Source organism: Mesorhizobium sp. 01N446, assembly GCF_056399285.1.
In genome coordinates this window covers 1,546,814-1,561,066 of sequence record NZ_JBFTRA010000001.1, presented here as the reverse complement: position 1 = coordinate 1,561,066, position 14,253 = coordinate 1,546,814, and the positions used below count along the sequence as shown (strand labels likewise).

The following is a 14,253-nucleotide window of genomic DNA, read 5'->3' as shown; positions in this document are numbered from 1 at the left end:
GCTACTCTGCCGCGGCCTTGCCGCGACCAAACCGTTGCTCGATATAGTCGGCGACCATTTTCTCGAAATCCGCCGCGATCGACGGTCCGCGCAGCGTCGCCGCCTTCTTGCCGTCGACGAAGACGGGCGCCGTCGGCGTCTCGCCGGTGCCGGGCAGCGAAATGCCGATATCGGCATGCTTGGATTCGCCGGGGCCGTTGACGATGCAGCCCATCACCGCGACCTTGAGGTTCTCGACGCCCGGATATTTTTCGCGCCACACCGGCATGTTCTTGCGCAGATCGGCCTGGATGTTCTGGGCAAGCTCCTGGAACACGGTGGAGGTGGTGCGGCCGCAGCCGGGGCAAGCGGCGACGATCGGCACGAACTGGCGGAACCCCATGGTCTGCAGCAGCTCCTGCGACACCTGCACTTCGCGCGTACGGTCGCCGTTCGGCTCCGGCGTCAGCGAGATGCGGATCGTGTCGCCGATGCCTTGCTGCAGGAGGATGCCCATGGCGGCGGACGAGGCGACGATGCCTTTCGAGCCCATGCCGGCCTCGGTGAGGCCGAGATGCAGCGCATGGTTGGAGCGGGTGGCGAGCTCGGTGTAGACGGCAATCAGATCCTGCACGCCGCTGACCTTGGCCGACAGGATGATCTTGTCGCGGCCAAGGCCGATCTCTTCGGCCATCTCGGCCGACAGGATCGCCGACTGCACGATCGCCTCGCGCGTCACTTCCTGCGCGGTCAGCGGGAAACCCTTGTCCTGGTTCTCGTCCATCAGCCGGGTCAGAAGCTCCTGATCGAGCGAACCCCAGTTGACGCCGATGCGCACCGGCTTGTCGTGTTTGATCGCCATTTCGACGATGGCCGCGAACTGCCGGTCCTTCTTGTCCTTGAAGCCGACATTGCCCGGATTGATGCGGTATTTGGCCAGTGCTTCGGCGCAGGCCGGATGATCAGCCAGAAGCTTATGGCCGATATAGTGGAAGTCGCCAACCAGCGGCACATTGATGCCGAGCCGCAGGAGCCGCTCATGAATGCGCGGCACGGCGGCCGCACTTTCGTCACGGTCGACGGTGATGCGCACGATCTCGGAGCCTGCGCGGTGCAGCGCGGCGACCTGCGCGACCGTCTGGTCGATGTCGGCGGTGTCGGTGTTGGTCATCGATTGCACCACGACAGGCGCGCCGCCGCCGACGACCACTCCGCCGACATCGACACCGACCGAGGTGCGGCGGGGGAAGGGAGAGGAAAAATATCCGGTCATGCCGGCAGCCTTTTGTCTCTGGGGCCTAGCGCGTCCATTCGGACGCACAAGCACGCCCCGGGGCCGATGCGCTGAAGTCCGGGCATGAGGTGGAGGAGCAAAGATGGCTTGTCAATGGCGACAGGTCGCCACTGGCAGCAATTGATCCAGCCGGCGGCCTGAAACAGGACGCTGCCCGACGGCAGTCGACGTGCAAAAAGGGGATCGAAAGGGATATTAGCTACAGCTTATGACATAGGACTGAAAATCAAACCACCTACACCGGCGGCGGGTGCCGCCGGCAAGGAAGACCGCATAGTAGGCGGCTATGTCAGTCGGGCATCAATGCGTGGTCGGTTGCGCTTTCAGTTTCTCAATCGCATCCTTGAGTGCCAGCTTGCGTCGCTTGAGATTCACGATTTCCAGGTCGTCCACCGACGGGTGGTTCATCGCGTCATCGATTTCGCGTTCGATGTCGCCGTGTTTCCGCTGCAACTCATCAAGATGGGAAGCAAGAGACATGAATGGTTCTCCCTTTCATGGTTTCCTCGATTGCAGCCGTCAAGGCGCGTCCACCGCAGGTCGCTTCTGTGACGGCACAATGACACTTTGCCACCTTCCGACTGCGATGTCGAATGCTGCGTGGTAGCATTCCACGACAATGTGAAATGTGATATGGGCTGCGCGCCGGTGGTAAAAATTGCCGCCCCCGCCCAATCAGGCCCAGTTTTTGGGCGCCGCAGACGTGCAGACGGTAGAGAATGTCCGATCAGGAACAGGCCGATATTCGCCTCGAATTTTCCCGGCTGAAGCAGGAACACGCCGATTTCGATGCGGCGATCAACGCCATGATAGCCACCAACTGCGACCCGCTGCAGATCCAGCGCATGAAAAAGAAGAAGCTGGCGCTCAAGGACCGGCTGATGAAGCTGGAAGACAAGATCATTCCAGACATCATCGCTTAGAGTGATCCACCGTTTCATGGAAACGGTGAAGCGCTCTAACTCTTTGTTTTGACGCAACTCCCAAGGGAGGGAGAGCGCTACGCGCTTTTCCCGGGGAAACCGTTTCACACTTTTCCTGGAATTGCTCTGAATGCTTTCCCTATCCGCCGATCGACAGCCTGGCCGCGCGGTCGCGCAGGAGGCCGATGAGACTGCCGGTCCGCTCCTCGGACGTGTCGATGGGAACCACCAGGCACATCGTCGCCTCGACCTCGCCCGGCGCTGAAAAGACCGGCACGGCAAGGCACTTCGTGTACGCATCGACCAGGCCCGAGGTCACGCAGTAGCCGGTAACCCGCGCCTTGGCGATGTCGGCGATGAAATCGTCGAGCCGCAGCTTGCGGCCGTCGGGCAGCACGAGATCGTCTTGCGACACCATGGCTTCGACCTCGGCCCGCTCCAGCCCCGCCAGAAGCAGCCGGCCGGACGCGGTCCACGGCAGCGGTATCTGCAGGCCGGTGGCGGAGCTGATGCGGAACGGCCTGGTGCCCGGGCTGGAGTGCACGATCGTGTAGCGGCCGCTCTGCAGCATGCACAGTTCCGAGGTCTCGCCGGTTTCGCGCGACAGATGGTCGACCTCCTGGCGCCCGCGCCGCAGCAGGTCGTTGCCGCGCACATAATCCATTCCATAGAGGTAGAGCTTCTTGCCGAAATAGACCCGGTTGCCGTCGCCCGCCATTTCCAGCAGGCCGGCGTCCACCAGCGACCGCACCAGCGTGTAGGTCGTCGAACGGGGTGCATTCACGCCCTTGGCCAGGTCGCCAATGCCGATTGCCCGCTGCGTCGTGTGCAGGAAGTCCAGGATCTCGAGCACCCGGTTGAGCCCCTTCTCGCGGGAGGCCGTCGTCTTTTCGTCGGCCGAAACGGCCAAGGCATTGCCAGCTTGCATTGTCGATCCCTGGTGTTAGTATCTGTCTTGTACAGGATACATGCGTCTCTTGTAAGAGACAATTGCTTTTCCGGTGCATGGGGAACACAACACGAAAGGAGGTCGCCGTGAACGACACATCCGGAAGACGTGATTTTCTGAAATTGGGAATGGCGGGACTGGCCACCGCCGGTGTGCTGGTATCAGTCGACGCGCAGAAGGCGGCCGCCCAGGCCGCATCCGACAGCCTGCTGCGCACCGTGCTCGACCGCGGCAAGCTGATCGTCGGCACCGGCAGCACCAACGCGCCCTGGCATTTCGAGAACGACGCCGGCGAGCTGGTCGGCATGGACATCACCATGGGGCGCATCCTGGCCAAGGGCCTGTTCGACGATCCGACCAAGGTCGAGTTCGTCATGCAGGACCCGGCGCAGCGCATTCCCAATGTCACCACCAACAAGGTCGACATCACCATCCAGTTCATGACGATGACGGCGCAGCGATCGCAGCTGATCAACTTCACCCGGCCGTACTATGTCGAAGGCGTTGCGCTGCTGACGCTGCCCACCGCCGAGAACAAGACCTTCGACAAGCTGCTCGCCGGCGGTTCGGCGACGCGCATCTCCATCCTGCAGAATGTCGATGCCGAAAGCTCCGTCCACTACGCCTTGCCGCAGGCGCAGGTGCTGCAGATCGACACCCAGGCCAACGTGCTGCAGGCGCTGGAATCCAAGCGCGCCGACGCCGCCGCCGTCGATCTCTCCACCGTGCGCTGGCTTGCCTCGCGCAATCCGGACAAATATTTCGACGCCGGCAAGAGCTGGTATTCGATGCTCTACGGCGCGGCCCTGCGGCAGGGCGACTTGGACTGGCTGACCTTCGTCAACCAGACCTTCACCATCGCCATGTTCGGCCATGAATCGGCGCTCTACGACGCCGCCTTCAAGGATTATTTCGGCCAGGAGCCGCCGGCGCGCCACCCCGGCTTCCCGGTCATCTGATCCCGGATCGCGGAAGGGCGGCATTCCGTCCTTCCGCATCTATTCGACGCCCTTCACACCGAGGCGCACGCATGGGCTATGCCCTCAATTTCAACCTGATCTGGCGGCATTTCGACAGGCTGTGGGGCGGTCTGCTGCTCAGCCTCGAGCTTGCCGTGATCTCGATCGCCATCGGCACCGTCATCGGCCTGGTGCTCGCGGTCTGGTACGTCTCGGCCGGGCGCACGGTGCGGGCGATCATCGCCGCCTATGTCGAATTCATCCGCAACGTGCCGCTGATCCTGCTCGTCTATCTCGTCTTCTACGGCGTGCCGACCGTGGTTGACCTGGCCTACAGCGCGCCGACCTCCTTCGTCCTGACGCTGTCTGTCTATAGCGGCGCCTATCTGGTCGAGGTGTTCCGCTCGGGCCTCGAAGCCGTCCCGCGCGGCCAGCTAGATGCCGGCAAGGCGATCGGCCTGACGCCCTGGCAAAGGCTGATCCATGTGCGCCTGCCGACCATGCTGCGCATCACGCTGCCGGCGCTGTCCAACACCTTCATCTCGCTGTTCAAGGACACCTCGATCGCCTCGGTTATTTCGGTGCCGGAGCTGACCTTCGGCGCCCAGTGGATCAACTTCAACACCTTCCGCATCGTTGAGGTCTATCTGGTGACAACGGCGATGTATCTGGTGACCGGCTACATCCTGCTTTTCGGGCTCAGGCTCGTCGAGCGCCGGTTCAGGGCGGCGCGCTGACATGGCAAGCCAGATCCTCTACGCCCTGCCCTTCCTCGCCAAAGGCTTCGCCGTGACCCTTTGGGTGTCGCTGCTGGTCGTCAGCCTGTCGCTCGTCGCCGGCGTGTTGCTGGGCGTAGGCCTGGTCTATGGTCCCGCGCCGCTGCGCTGGGCGGTGCGCATCTTCTCCGACACCATCCGCGGCATCCCGATCCTGGTGCTGATGTTCTTCGTCTATTACGGCCTGCCGGCGATCGGGCTGCATCTGCCGTCCTTCTGGGCGGCGGTGCTGGCGCTCACCCTGTTCAAGACCGCGCAGGTCATCGAATATCTCAGGGGCGCGGTCGCCTCGATTCCGAAAGGCCAGTCCGAGGCCGCGATGGCGATCGGGCTGACCTTCCGCCAGCGGCTCACCTCCGTCATCTTTCCCCAAGCCTTCAGGCGCTTCCTGCCGCCCTGGATCAACGGCGTCACCGACGCCGTCAAAGGCAGCGCGCTGGTCTCGCTGCTTGGCATCACCGATCTGATGCAGGCCATCAACCAGGTCATCGGCCGCACCTACGAGGCGATGCCGCTCTATATCCTCGGCGCGCTCATCTATTTCGCCGTCAACTATGCGCTCTCGCTCGCCAGCCGGCGGCTCGAGCGGCGCTTTGCCTTCATTCGGGAATAGCACGATGTCCGACGCCACAAATGCCAGTCCCGCGCTGCTCGACGTTCGTGACGTCTCCAAGGCCTTCGGCGCCGTCGATGTGCTGCGTTCCGTCAGCCTTCAGGTCAAGCGCGGCGAGGTGGTGACCGTCATCGGCCCCTCGGGCAGCGGCAAGACCACGCTGCTGCGCTGCGTCAACTTCCTCGAAAGCTATGACTCGGRCTCGATCCGCATCGACGGCAAGGAGGTCGGCTATCTCTCAGCCGAAACGCGCCAGCGCCGCAGCGAGCGCGACCTGGCCTCGATGCGTGCCGAGACCGGCATGGTGTTCCAGAGCTTCAACCTGTTTCCGCACCTTACCGCCGCCGGCAACATCATGCTTGGACTGACCAGGGTGCGGGGAAAGAGCCAGGCCGAGGCCCGCCAGATCGCCGAACACTGGCTCGGCCGTGTCGGCCTCGCCCACAAGGCCGACAGCCTCCCGGCCGAGCTCTCCGGCGGCCAGCAACAGCGCGTCGGCATCGCGCGCGCCGTGGCGATGGAGCCGAAAATCCTCTTGCTCGACGAGATCACCTCGGCCCTCGACCCCGAACTGGTCGGCGAGGTGCTGGCCGTGGTGCGCAGCCTCGCCGAGGACGGCATGACCATGCTGATGGTGACGCACGAAATGGCCTTCGCCCGCGACGCTTCGAGCCGCATCGTCTTCATGGCCGATGGCGGCGTCAGCGCCGTCGGCCCGCCGAAAGAAATCCTGGCAGCGGAAACCAGCAACGAGCGCCTCCGCGCCTTTCTGGCGCGCTTCCGCGCCTCGCATTTCTGACATCGGACGGCCAACGCCGTCCCATTTTTGAATATCGGATGGCTGAAGCCAACCAAGGGAGCCTTCTTCCATGACGCCTTACATCCGGCTCGCCGAACTCGGCCTGACGCTGCCCGAGCCGCCGACGCCCATCGCCAACTTCGTCACCCATGCCGAGAGCGGCCGGCTGATCTTCCTGTCCGGCCAGGGGCCGCTGCGCGCCGACGGCACGCTCTGCACCGGCAAGGTGGGGGAAGATGTGACAGTCGAGCAGGCCTATGAGCATGCGCGCCTGACCGGGCTCAATCTGCTGGCCGTCATGCATGCCGCCGCCGGCGATCTCGGCCGCATCGTGCGCGTCGTCAAGCTGCTCGGCTTCGTCAACGCGACGCCGACCTTCAGCGACCACCCGAAAGTGGTCAATGGCTGTTCGGATCTCTTCGCCGATGTCTTCGACAAGATCGGCGGCCACGCCCGCTCGGCGATCGGCGTCGGCTCGCTGCCTGGAAACATCACTGTCGAAATCGAAGCGGTCGTCGAGATCGCCGCCTGACCTGCCAATCACGGGATCCGCTCACATGAAAACCACTTCCTCCACCGGCTCCAACACCACCATCCGCGAACGGCTGGGCTTGCGGCCGATCATCAACGTCTCCGGCACCATGACCGCGCTCGGCGCCTCGATCATCGTCCCGGAGGCGATCAGCGCCATGGCCGAGATGGCCTCGCAATGGGTGGAGATGGACGACCTGCAGCGCGCCGCGAGCACGGTGGTGGCGCGCCTCACCGGCGGCGAGGCCGGCTTCATCACCGCCTGCTGCGCCAGCGGCATCACCATGGCAATTGCCGGTGCGATGACGGGAACCAGCCTGCTCGCGATCGAGCGCCTGCCTGATGATACTGGCGATCTCAAATCGGAGGTCGTCATCCAGCTTGGCCACATCGTCAATTACGGCGCCCCGATCGACCAGTCGATCCGCGTCGCCGGCGCCAAGGTGGTGCCTGCCGGCACGGTCAGCGTGACGCAGGACTATCATGTGCGCGAAGCAATCAATGACCGGACAGCGGCTGGCCTCTATGTCGTCGCCCACCACACCGTGCAGTACGGCATGCTGTCGCTGGAAGAATTCTGCGAGATCTGCCACGCCAAGGGCGTGCCGGTAATCGTCGATGCCGCCTCCGAATACGATCTGCGCGGGTTCCTGGCGCGCGGTGCCGACGTCGTCATCTACAGCGGCCACAAATTCCTGAGCGGACCGACCAGCGGCATCGTCACCGGCCGCAAGGACCTGGTGCGATCAGCCTATCTGCAGAACCGGGGTGTGGCGCGGGCCATGAAGGTCGGCAAGGAGAGCATCGCCGGCACCATGGCGGCACTGGAAGCGTGGGAGAAGCGCGACCATGACGGCATCCGCCGGCGCGAGGAGGCGGCGCTCAATCTGTGGAGGGATGCGTTGCAGGGATTGCCGGGCATCTTTGCCAAGATCATTCCAGACCCGACAGCCAATCCGCTCGACCGGCTGCAGATCTTCGTATCGCCGGAAAGCCGCTTCAGTGCCGCCGGCCTCGCCTCGGCGCTGGCGACGGGCTCGCCGCCGATCATCGTGCGCAACCACGAGGTCGAACGCGGCCATTTCTTCCTCGACCCCTGCAACCTGCATCCCGGCGAGGCCGAGATCGTCGCCGAACGCCTGCGCGCCGTGTTGACCGCGAAGGACCGTCCCGCCGATGCGATGAGGCAGCCGCGCAAGGATTCGTCCGGCGTCTTGACGTGGCCGGACTGAGCCACGCGAACAGCCCCACCACCAGTGATCACGCGACTGTGAACAGCCGGATGGGGCGCGCGGGAATAAACCGTCTCCCGACCAGGTCTTCTCGGCATACGCCACTTCCGGCGTTGAGGAGACAGGCATGCCGCATCATTGCCAGGACAGCGACCATGGTTGCGGCGTCGGCCGTCGCCATGCGCTGGCAAGCATGATGGTCGTCAGGCTCTCCTTTGTGGCGCTTGACACCGGTGACGCAGATGAATTCAGTTTCAGCAAGGCAGGTGGCTCTGCCTGTTTCCGGGGGCTTTGCCCCCGCGAGCGGGGCAAGATCGCCGTCGCATCTTGAGGCGGCACGGCCCGGAGTGGATCATGGTGCTGCTTTGAGCGAGAGGGCCCTGGCGGAACGCTTCAACCAGGTGGTGCTGCCGCATCTCGGCGACGCTCTGGCGCTTGCCCGCTGGCTGACCGGCAATGCCGCCGATGCCGAGGATGTCGTGCAGGATGCCTGTATCAAGGCGCATGCCGGCATATCGAACTATGCCGGCGGCAACGCCCGTGCATGGGTCCTGACCATCGTGCGCAACACCTCCTATACCTGGATGGCGCGCAACCGGCCGCGCGCCGTGATGGCCGTCGGCGATCTCGGCGACCTTGATGACATGGCCGCGGCGCACGGCACCAGCCTGCCGGACGAGGACGGCCCGGAGGCGAGCCTGATCGCCAAAGCCGATACGTCGGCGCTCGAGGCGGCGATCGCGGCCCTGCCGCAGCCGTTTCGCGAAACGCTGGTGCTGCGCGATATCAATGGCCTGAGCTACCGCGAAATATCGGCCATGCTTGCCGTGCCGATCGGCACGGTGATGTCCAGGCTGGCCCGCGCCCGTGGCTTGCTGGCGTCTGAATTGGGGAGAGCGTCATGACGCACGACGACGGACTGCCCAGCGATCCCGAAGGTATGAGACTGATGATCCACGCTCTTGTTGATGGTGAGCTTGATGCGGCGGCCGCTCTTGCCGTGGAACGGCGCATCGCCGCCGACCCCAGGCTTGCCGCCGAGCATGCCCGCATCGTCGCCTTGCAAGGCGCGGTCAGCCGCTTGCCGCGTCCCGTTGTCAGCGACGCCTTCCGCGCCCGCATCGCGGCGATCGGCATGGCCGGCGCCGAACAGCAGACGTCCGCCGAGGCAACGGAGCCGCAGCGCGGCACGCCATCGGCATTGCCTGGATTGATCGCCGGCGCCGGTGGCGGCCAGAGGCGGGAAGCCGGGACGCGTCCGTCCCAGATGCGGCCATCGCCAAGGGCGCGCCGCTTCGGCTCGTTCGACTGGCGCGCCATGGCCGCGTCGATCATGATCAGCGCGGTGCTGGCCAGCGGGGCGACGCAATGGGTGATGCAGAGCGGCGTCGATGACGGCTTTGCCGCCGCGGTCGCCAGCGGCCATCGCCGCAGCCTGCTTGCCGCGAGCCCGATCGACATCGTCTCGTCCGACCGCCACACCGTCAAGCCCTGGCTCGACGCCCGCATCGGCGTCTCGCCGCCGGCGCCAGACCTTGCCCAGGACGGCTACGCGCTGATCGGCGGCCGGGTCGAGGTGATATCGGGTCGGCCGGTGCCGGCGCTGGTCTACCGCCACCGCGAACACCTGATCACGCTGGTCGCCGAACCCCAGCAGGGCGGCAAGACCACCCAGCCCGACGACCTCTCCTCCGGCGGCTTCTCGATGGTGCACTGGAGCGACGGCGCCTTCTCCTACTGGGCGATCTCCGACATGGAGCGGCCCGAACTCGACGACTTCGTCGCCCGCTTCCGCAAGGCGGCGGTTTAAGCTGGATTGTGGCCGTCGGTTCCCGCCGATGGCCGCACATCCTTGCGGCCCAGCGCGAATTCCGCTAAGGCGCGCCTTTGTCGCCGGGGAGCAGAAGCTTGGACGATCAACGCGCCGACGTCGCCATCATCATGGGCAGCCAGTCCGACTGGGCGACGATGCGCCAGGCGGCCGAAACGCTTGAGGCGCTGGGCGTCCCGCACAAGCGGCTGATCATCTCAGCGCATCGCACGCCCGACCGGCTCTATGAATTCGCCAAGGGCGCCAAGGCCGCCGGCTACAAGGTCATCATCGCCGGCGCCGGGGGTGCGGCGCACCTGCCCGGCATGACGGCGGCGATGACGCCGCTGCCGGTGTTCGGCGTGCCGGTGGAATCGAAGGCGCTGTCGGGCCAGGATTCGCTGCTCTCCATCGTCCAGATGCCAGCCGGCATTCCGGTGGGCACCTTGGCCATCGGCAAGGCGGGAGCGGCCAATGCCGCCCTGCTGGCCGCCGCCGTGCTGGCGCTCTACGACGACAAGCTTGCCCAGCGCCTCGATGCCTGGCGCGCCTCGCAGACCGCCAAGGTCGCGGCCGAACCGACGGACACGCCGTGAGCCTGCCCGCCGGATCGACCATCGGCATCATCGGCGGCGGCCAGCTCGGCCGCATGCTGGCGATGGCCGCCGCCCGCCTCGGCTACCGCACCATCGTGCTGGAGCCGCAGCCGGATTGCCCGGCGGCCCAGGTCGCCAACCGGCAGATTACGTCGGCCTATGACGACCCGACCGCCCTTGCCGAGCTGGCGGCCGCAAGTGCCGTCGTCAGTTACGAGTTCGAGAACGTGCCGGTCGCGGCGGCGGAAGCGCTTGCCGCCAGGGTTGCGGTCCATCCGCCGGCGCGCGCGCTCGACGTGGCGCAGGATCGGGTGAGCGAAAAGACATTCCTCAACGGCATCGGCATTGCCACCGCCGATTTTCGTCCGGTCGACACCGACGAGGAACTGACGGCGGCGCTGAAGGCGTTCGGCGGCAGCGGCATATTGAAAACGCGGCGCATGGGCTATGACGGCAAGGGCCAGCGCGTCTTCCGCAACATGGAAACCGGCGGCTTCGCCGGCACCTGCGAGGCGATGGGCAATGTGCCGCTGATCCTGGAAAGCTTCGTGCCTTTCGAGCGCGAGATCTCGGTGATCGCGGCTCGCGGGTTGGACGGCGCGGTGGCCGCCTACGACCCGGCCGAGAATGTCCACCGCCACGGCATTCTCCACACCTCGACCTTGCCGGCCAATGTCAAAGCCGAAACGGCTGAGGCCGCGCGCGCGGCGGCGGCTAAAATCCTGTCGGCGCTCGACTATGTCGGCGTCATCGGCGTCGAGTTCTTCGTGCTGTCCGACGGTTCGCTGCTGGCCAACGAGATTGCGCCGCGCGTCCACAATTCCGGCCATTGGACCGAGGCCGCCTGCGTCGTTTCGCAGTTCGAGCAGCATATCCGCGCGGTTGCCGGCCTGCCGCTGGGCAGCCCGGAGCGCCACTCCGACTGCGTGATGGAAAATTTGATCGGCGACGACGTGCAGCGTGTCCCCGAACTGCTCGCCGAGCCCGATCTGATGCTGCATCTCTACGGCAAGGCGGAGGCGCGGCCTGGCCGCAAGATGGGCCACTTCACCCGGATAAGCCGCCGAACTTAGTCCCGGAAAGCCTATTGCACTTCGTCGTCGTCGCCGGGACTGGCGCAGCTGACATCGCCCTCCTCGCAATTGGCCGAGGCGGCGAGTTGCTTGACGCGGTCATTGGTCAGCCTGGTCAGGCATTGCGAAACTTCCATCGCGTGGATGGAGCCGCCCGCGCTGGCGGCTGTGCTATGCGCGCATTCGGCGTCTCGGAAGGCAATCCAGGCGCGCTGTGCCGCCTGCAGCAACCGCTTGCCGTCGGCATCATCTGAGCTGATCAGGTCCTGATAGGCCTGGTTGAGCCTGGCGTCGGCGGCCTGGTAGTCCTCGCCGGCGCAGATGTTCATCATCTGCTGGCTGTCGTCGGAGCGATCGCATTCCTGTGCGCGGGCGGCTGCGGTTGCCGCCAGCAAGACGAGGCAGGCGGACAGGAATGTTCGGCGCATGATCGTCCCCAAATCACTTGAAATACACCGCATCATCCCAGCCCGCCGGAGGCCGCGCAATGCCGAGCGGCGGACATGGCGTATATTTGATGATATGCGGGTGTGGAGCACGCTTGCGGTTGACATGGGCAAGGCTCCTCGTTTATGAGCCACCCACCGTTGAAAAGGCGCGTCTTCTGGCGCGCCTTAAAATTTCGACCCGGGACCGGGTCCACACCGACAGGCAAGACCATGAAGATCAAGAATTCGCTCAAGGCGCTGAAGGCGCGTCACCGCGACAACCAGCTGGTTCGCCGCAAGGGCCGCGTTTACATCATCAACAAGACCGCCCCGCGTTACAAGGCGCGCCAGGGCTGAGCTTTCGGCCGGAGGCATTTTCGCCCCCGCCCCTTGATGTGTGTCGGCCTGCCGACCTTCTCACGCTAAAATCACTTTGCTGTTCCGCCGCCCGGGACTAGGATCGGGCGATGCGGATTCTTCTTGCATTTTTGACAGCTCTGCTTATTTCCGGCGCCACGAGCCTGCCGGCCTGGGCCGCGGACGATCAGCCGGCAGCACCGGCCACCCCTGAGGCGCCGGCCGCGCCGATGACGAAGCAGGCCCGGCTCGACAGGCTGTTTTCCGACCTCAAGCGCGAACGCAACGAAAAGGCGGCCGAACGCATCGCCGGCAACATCTGGACCGAATGGTTCCAGTCCGGCAGCGCCTCCATCGACCTGATGATGCTGTGGTCGCAAAAGGCGATGGACAACCAGAAATTCGACGTCGCGCTCGATTTCCTCGACCAGGTGGTGACCCTGCAGCCGACCTATGCCGAAGGCTGGAACCGGCGCGCCACGGTGCATTTCATGATGAAGAACTACGGCAAGTCGATGTCCGACATCGACCATACGCTGCAGCTCGAGCCGCGCCATTTCGGCGCGCTGTCGGGCCTGGCGCAGATCATGGCGCTGACCGGCCACAGGCAGTCGGCACTCGAGGCCTGGCAGAAGGTGCTCGCCATCTATCCGATGATGCGCAGCGCCCAGGACCAGGTCGCGACACTTTCGGAAGAGCTTGCCGGCGAAGGAATTTGATACCCTGAAGGGCGTAAGGGAATAGGGCAGTAAGGCAGTAGGGTAGATTACGCTGCGGAACGTATGACCCTACTGCCCTACTGCCCTACTGCCCATTCCCTATTCCCTCCCCAGAACTTATCCCGTCCCACCCCGTATCTCCCCGCATGAACCTGATCTCCGCCGCGTTCGCCTTCCTTCTCGCACTCGTCTTTGCCCTTGCCGGCGTCACCCGCGTCGGCTCGTGGCTGATCGAGCGCCGCAATCCACCCATTGGCGAATTCGCCGACATCGGCGGCGCGCGCATCCACTACGTCCACATTCCGGCACCCGCGAATGCGGAGCTGCCGCCGATCGTCTTCATCCATGGCGCCAGCGCCAATCTCGGGGATCAGATGCAGCCGCTCAGGCCGCTGCTCGAAGGCCGCGCCGAGATGCTGTTCTTCGACCGGCCGGGCCATGGCTGGTCGGGGCGTGGGCCCGGCAACAATGAGGATCCGTCGGCGCAGGCCAATACCCTCGCCGCCCTGATGGACCGCCTCGGCATCAGGAAGGCGATCATCGTCGGCCATTCCTTCGGCGGCGTGGTGACGGCGGCTTTCGGCCGCGAGCATGCCGACAGGACCGTTGGCCTCGTGTTCCTGGCCCCGGCGACCCATCCCTGGCCGGGCGGCGCGACGTCCTGGTACTACGATCTGACCACCGTTCCGGTGATCGGCCGGCTCTTCTCCGAAACGCTGACCTATCCTGCCGGGACGTTGCAGATGACTGATGCCACGACCTGCGTGTTCTCGCCCAACAAAGTGCCGAATAATTATCTCGGCACCGCCGCGATCCCGCTGGTGCTGCGGCCGTCGGCCTTTCGCGCCAACGCCACCGACGTCGCCGGACTCTATCGCTACGCGCTCGGCGCCGCGCCGCACTACAAGGAGATCGCCGCGCCGACCGTGGTCATTTCGGGCGACCGCGATAAGATCGTCTACGCCCATATCCATTCCGTCGGGCTGGTGCGCGATATCCCGGGCGCGGAACTCGTCTGGGTGCACAATCTCGGCCACAAGCCGGACTGGATCGCCTCGGATCTCGTCGTCGGCGCCATCGAGAAGGTAGCCGGCGAGGATATCGATCTGGAGGCAATGGCCAGGACGGTCGAGGCGCGGATCGCCGACGATGCCTTTGGTGCCGGAAAATGCCCCGACATCAAGGAGCCCCAGCCCGAACTCGCGCCGACCTGAC

19 protein-coding genes are annotated in these 14,253 nt (G+C 65.0%); 15 read left to right on the top strand and 4 right to left on the bottom strand.

Going from position 1 to position 14,253, the window contains the following annotated elements; all coding sequences use genetic code 11:
- Position 1: 1 nt before the first annotated feature.
- On the bottom strand, positions 2–1,252 hold the full coding sequence (ispG, locus tag AC1DPX_RS07535) for a flavodoxin-dependent (E)-4-hydroxy-3-methylbut-2-enyl-diphosphate synthase (protein WP_477235551.1): 1,251 nt from the start codon (positions 1,250–1,252) through the stop codon (positions 2–4).
- A 321-nt stretch (positions 1,253–1,573) separates the two neighbouring features.
- Positions 1,574–1,753 (bottom strand): YdcH family protein, encoded by a 180-nt coding sequence (locus AC1DPX_RS07530; protein WP_010911953.1) that lies wholly within the window; start codon positions 1,751–1,753, stop codon positions 1,574–1,576.
- A 239-nt stretch (positions 1,754–1,992) separates the two neighbouring features.
- Here AC1DPX_RS07530 and AC1DPX_RS07525 point away from each other — a divergent pair, with 239 nt between their 5' ends.
- A complete protein-coding gene (locus tag AC1DPX_RS07525) occupies positions 1,993–2,196 on the top strand; it encodes a YdcH family protein (protein ID WP_010911954.1) in 204 nt (67 codons plus the stop codon).
- Between the two features lie 139 nt (positions 2,197–2,335).
- On the opposite strand, the gene AC1DPX_RS07520 is transcribed toward AC1DPX_RS07525, so the two are convergent.
- Entirely contained in the window at positions 2,336–3,124 is a 789-nt protein-coding gene (locus AC1DPX_RS07520) for an IclR family transcriptional regulator (protein ID WP_477235549.1), read from the bottom strand.
- A 149-nt stretch (positions 3,125–3,273) separates the two neighbouring features.
- Between AC1DPX_RS07520 and AC1DPX_RS07515 the strand changes: the two genes are divergently transcribed.
- The 11 genes from AC1DPX_RS07515 (at position 3,274) to AC1DPX_RS07465 (ending at position 11,534) form a co-directional block, all read left to right on the top strand.
- Positions 3,274–4,104: a transporter substrate-binding domain-containing protein gene (locus AC1DPX_RS07515; protein WP_477235779.1), complete on the top strand. Its 831-nt coding sequence runs from the start codon at positions 3,274–3,276 to the stop codon at positions 4,102–4,104.
- A 71-nt stretch (positions 4,105–4,175) separates the two neighbouring features.
- Positions 4,176–4,841, top strand: coding sequence for an amino acid ABC transporter permease (locus tag AC1DPX_RS07510; RefSeq protein WP_477235547.1), 666 nt, complete (start codon positions 4,176–4,178; stop codon positions 4,839–4,841).
- A gap of 1 nt (position 4,842) precedes the next feature.
- Positions 4,843–5,493: an amino acid ABC transporter permease gene (locus tag AC1DPX_RS07505; RefSeq protein ID WP_202357510.1), complete on the top strand. Its 651-nt coding sequence runs from the start codon at positions 4,843–4,845 to the stop codon at positions 5,491–5,493.
- Between the two features lie 4 nt (positions 5,494–5,497).
- Positions 5,498–6,292, top strand: a complete 795-nt coding sequence (locus tag AC1DPX_RS07500) for an amino acid ABC transporter ATP-binding protein (RefSeq protein ID WP_477235545.1) — start codon at positions 5,498–5,500, stop codon at positions 6,290–6,292.
- A gap of 70 nt (positions 6,293–6,362) precedes the next feature.
- Positions 6,363–6,824: a RidA family protein gene (locus tag AC1DPX_RS07495; protein ID WP_010911960.1), complete on the top strand. Its 462-nt coding sequence runs from the start codon at positions 6,363–6,365 to the stop codon at positions 6,822–6,824.
- 25 nt (positions 6,825–6,849) lie between these two features.
- Entirely contained in the window at positions 6,850–8,055 is a 1,206-nt protein-coding gene (locus AC1DPX_RS07490; protein WP_477235543.1) for an aminotransferase class V-fold PLP-dependent enzyme, read from the top strand.
- 127 nt (positions 8,056–8,182) lie between these two features.
- Positions 8,183–8,386 (top strand): hypothetical protein, encoded by a 204-nt coding sequence (locus AC1DPX_RS07485; protein WP_202357507.1) that lies wholly within the window; start codon positions 8,183–8,185, stop codon positions 8,384–8,386.
- 34 nt (positions 8,387–8,420) lie between these two features.
- Positions 8,421–8,960, top strand: a complete 540-nt coding sequence (locus tag AC1DPX_RS07480) for a sigma-70 family RNA polymerase sigma factor (protein ID WP_477235541.1) — start codon at positions 8,421–8,423, stop codon at positions 8,958–8,960.
- The gene (locus AC1DPX_RS07475; protein WP_477235539.1) at positions 8,957–9,865 is read left to right on the top strand and encodes an anti-sigma factor family protein; all 909 of its coding nucleotides are present in this window, start codon (positions 8,957–8,959) and stop codon (positions 9,863–9,865) included. The genes AC1DPX_RS07480 and AC1DPX_RS07475 overlap by 4 nt, the downstream gene beginning before the upstream one ends.
- 98 nt (positions 9,866–9,963) lie before the next feature.
- Complete coding sequence (purE, locus tag AC1DPX_RS07470) at positions 9,964–10,461, top strand: 5-(carboxyamino)imidazole ribonucleotide mutase (RefSeq protein ID WP_202357504.1); 498 nt, start codon at positions 9,964–9,966, stop codon at positions 10,459–10,461.
- The gene (locus AC1DPX_RS07465) at positions 10,458–11,534 is read left to right on the top strand and encodes a 5-(carboxyamino)imidazole ribonucleotide synthase (protein WP_477235537.1); all 1,077 of its coding nucleotides are present in this window, start codon (positions 10,458–10,460) and stop codon (positions 11,532–11,534) included. The genes purE and AC1DPX_RS07465 overlap by 4 nt, the downstream gene beginning before the upstream one ends.
- A gap of 11 nt (positions 11,535–11,545) precedes the next feature.
- Here the strand turns inward: AC1DPX_RS07465 and AC1DPX_RS07460 are convergent, their stop codons facing one another.
- Entirely contained in the window at positions 11,546–11,962 is a 417-nt protein-coding gene (locus tag AC1DPX_RS07460; protein WP_477235535.1) for a lysozyme inhibitor LprI family protein, read from the bottom strand.
- Between the two features lie 231 nt (positions 11,963–12,193).
- Here AC1DPX_RS07460 and ykgO point away from each other — a divergent pair, with 231 nt between their 5' ends.
- The 3 genes from ykgO (at position 12,194) to AC1DPX_RS07445 (ending at position 14,252) form a co-directional block, all read left to right on the top strand.
- Positions 12,194–12,319 carry a type B 50S ribosomal protein L36 gene (ykgO, locus tag AC1DPX_RS07455; protein ID WP_006327841.1) on the top strand — a complete coding sequence of 42 codons (126 nt, stop codon included), beginning with the start codon at positions 12,194–12,196 and terminating at the stop codon, positions 12,317–12,319.
- Positions 12,320–12,429: 110 nt separating this feature from the next.
- Entirely contained in the window at positions 12,430–13,038 is a 609-nt protein-coding gene (locus AC1DPX_RS07450; protein WP_477235533.1) for a tetratricopeptide repeat protein, read from the top strand.
- 146 nt (positions 13,039–13,184) lie between these two features.
- Entirely contained in the window at positions 13,185–14,252 is a 1,068-nt protein-coding gene (locus AC1DPX_RS07445; RefSeq protein WP_477235531.1) for an alpha/beta fold hydrolase, read from the top strand.
- Position 14,253 lies beyond the last annotated feature (1 nt).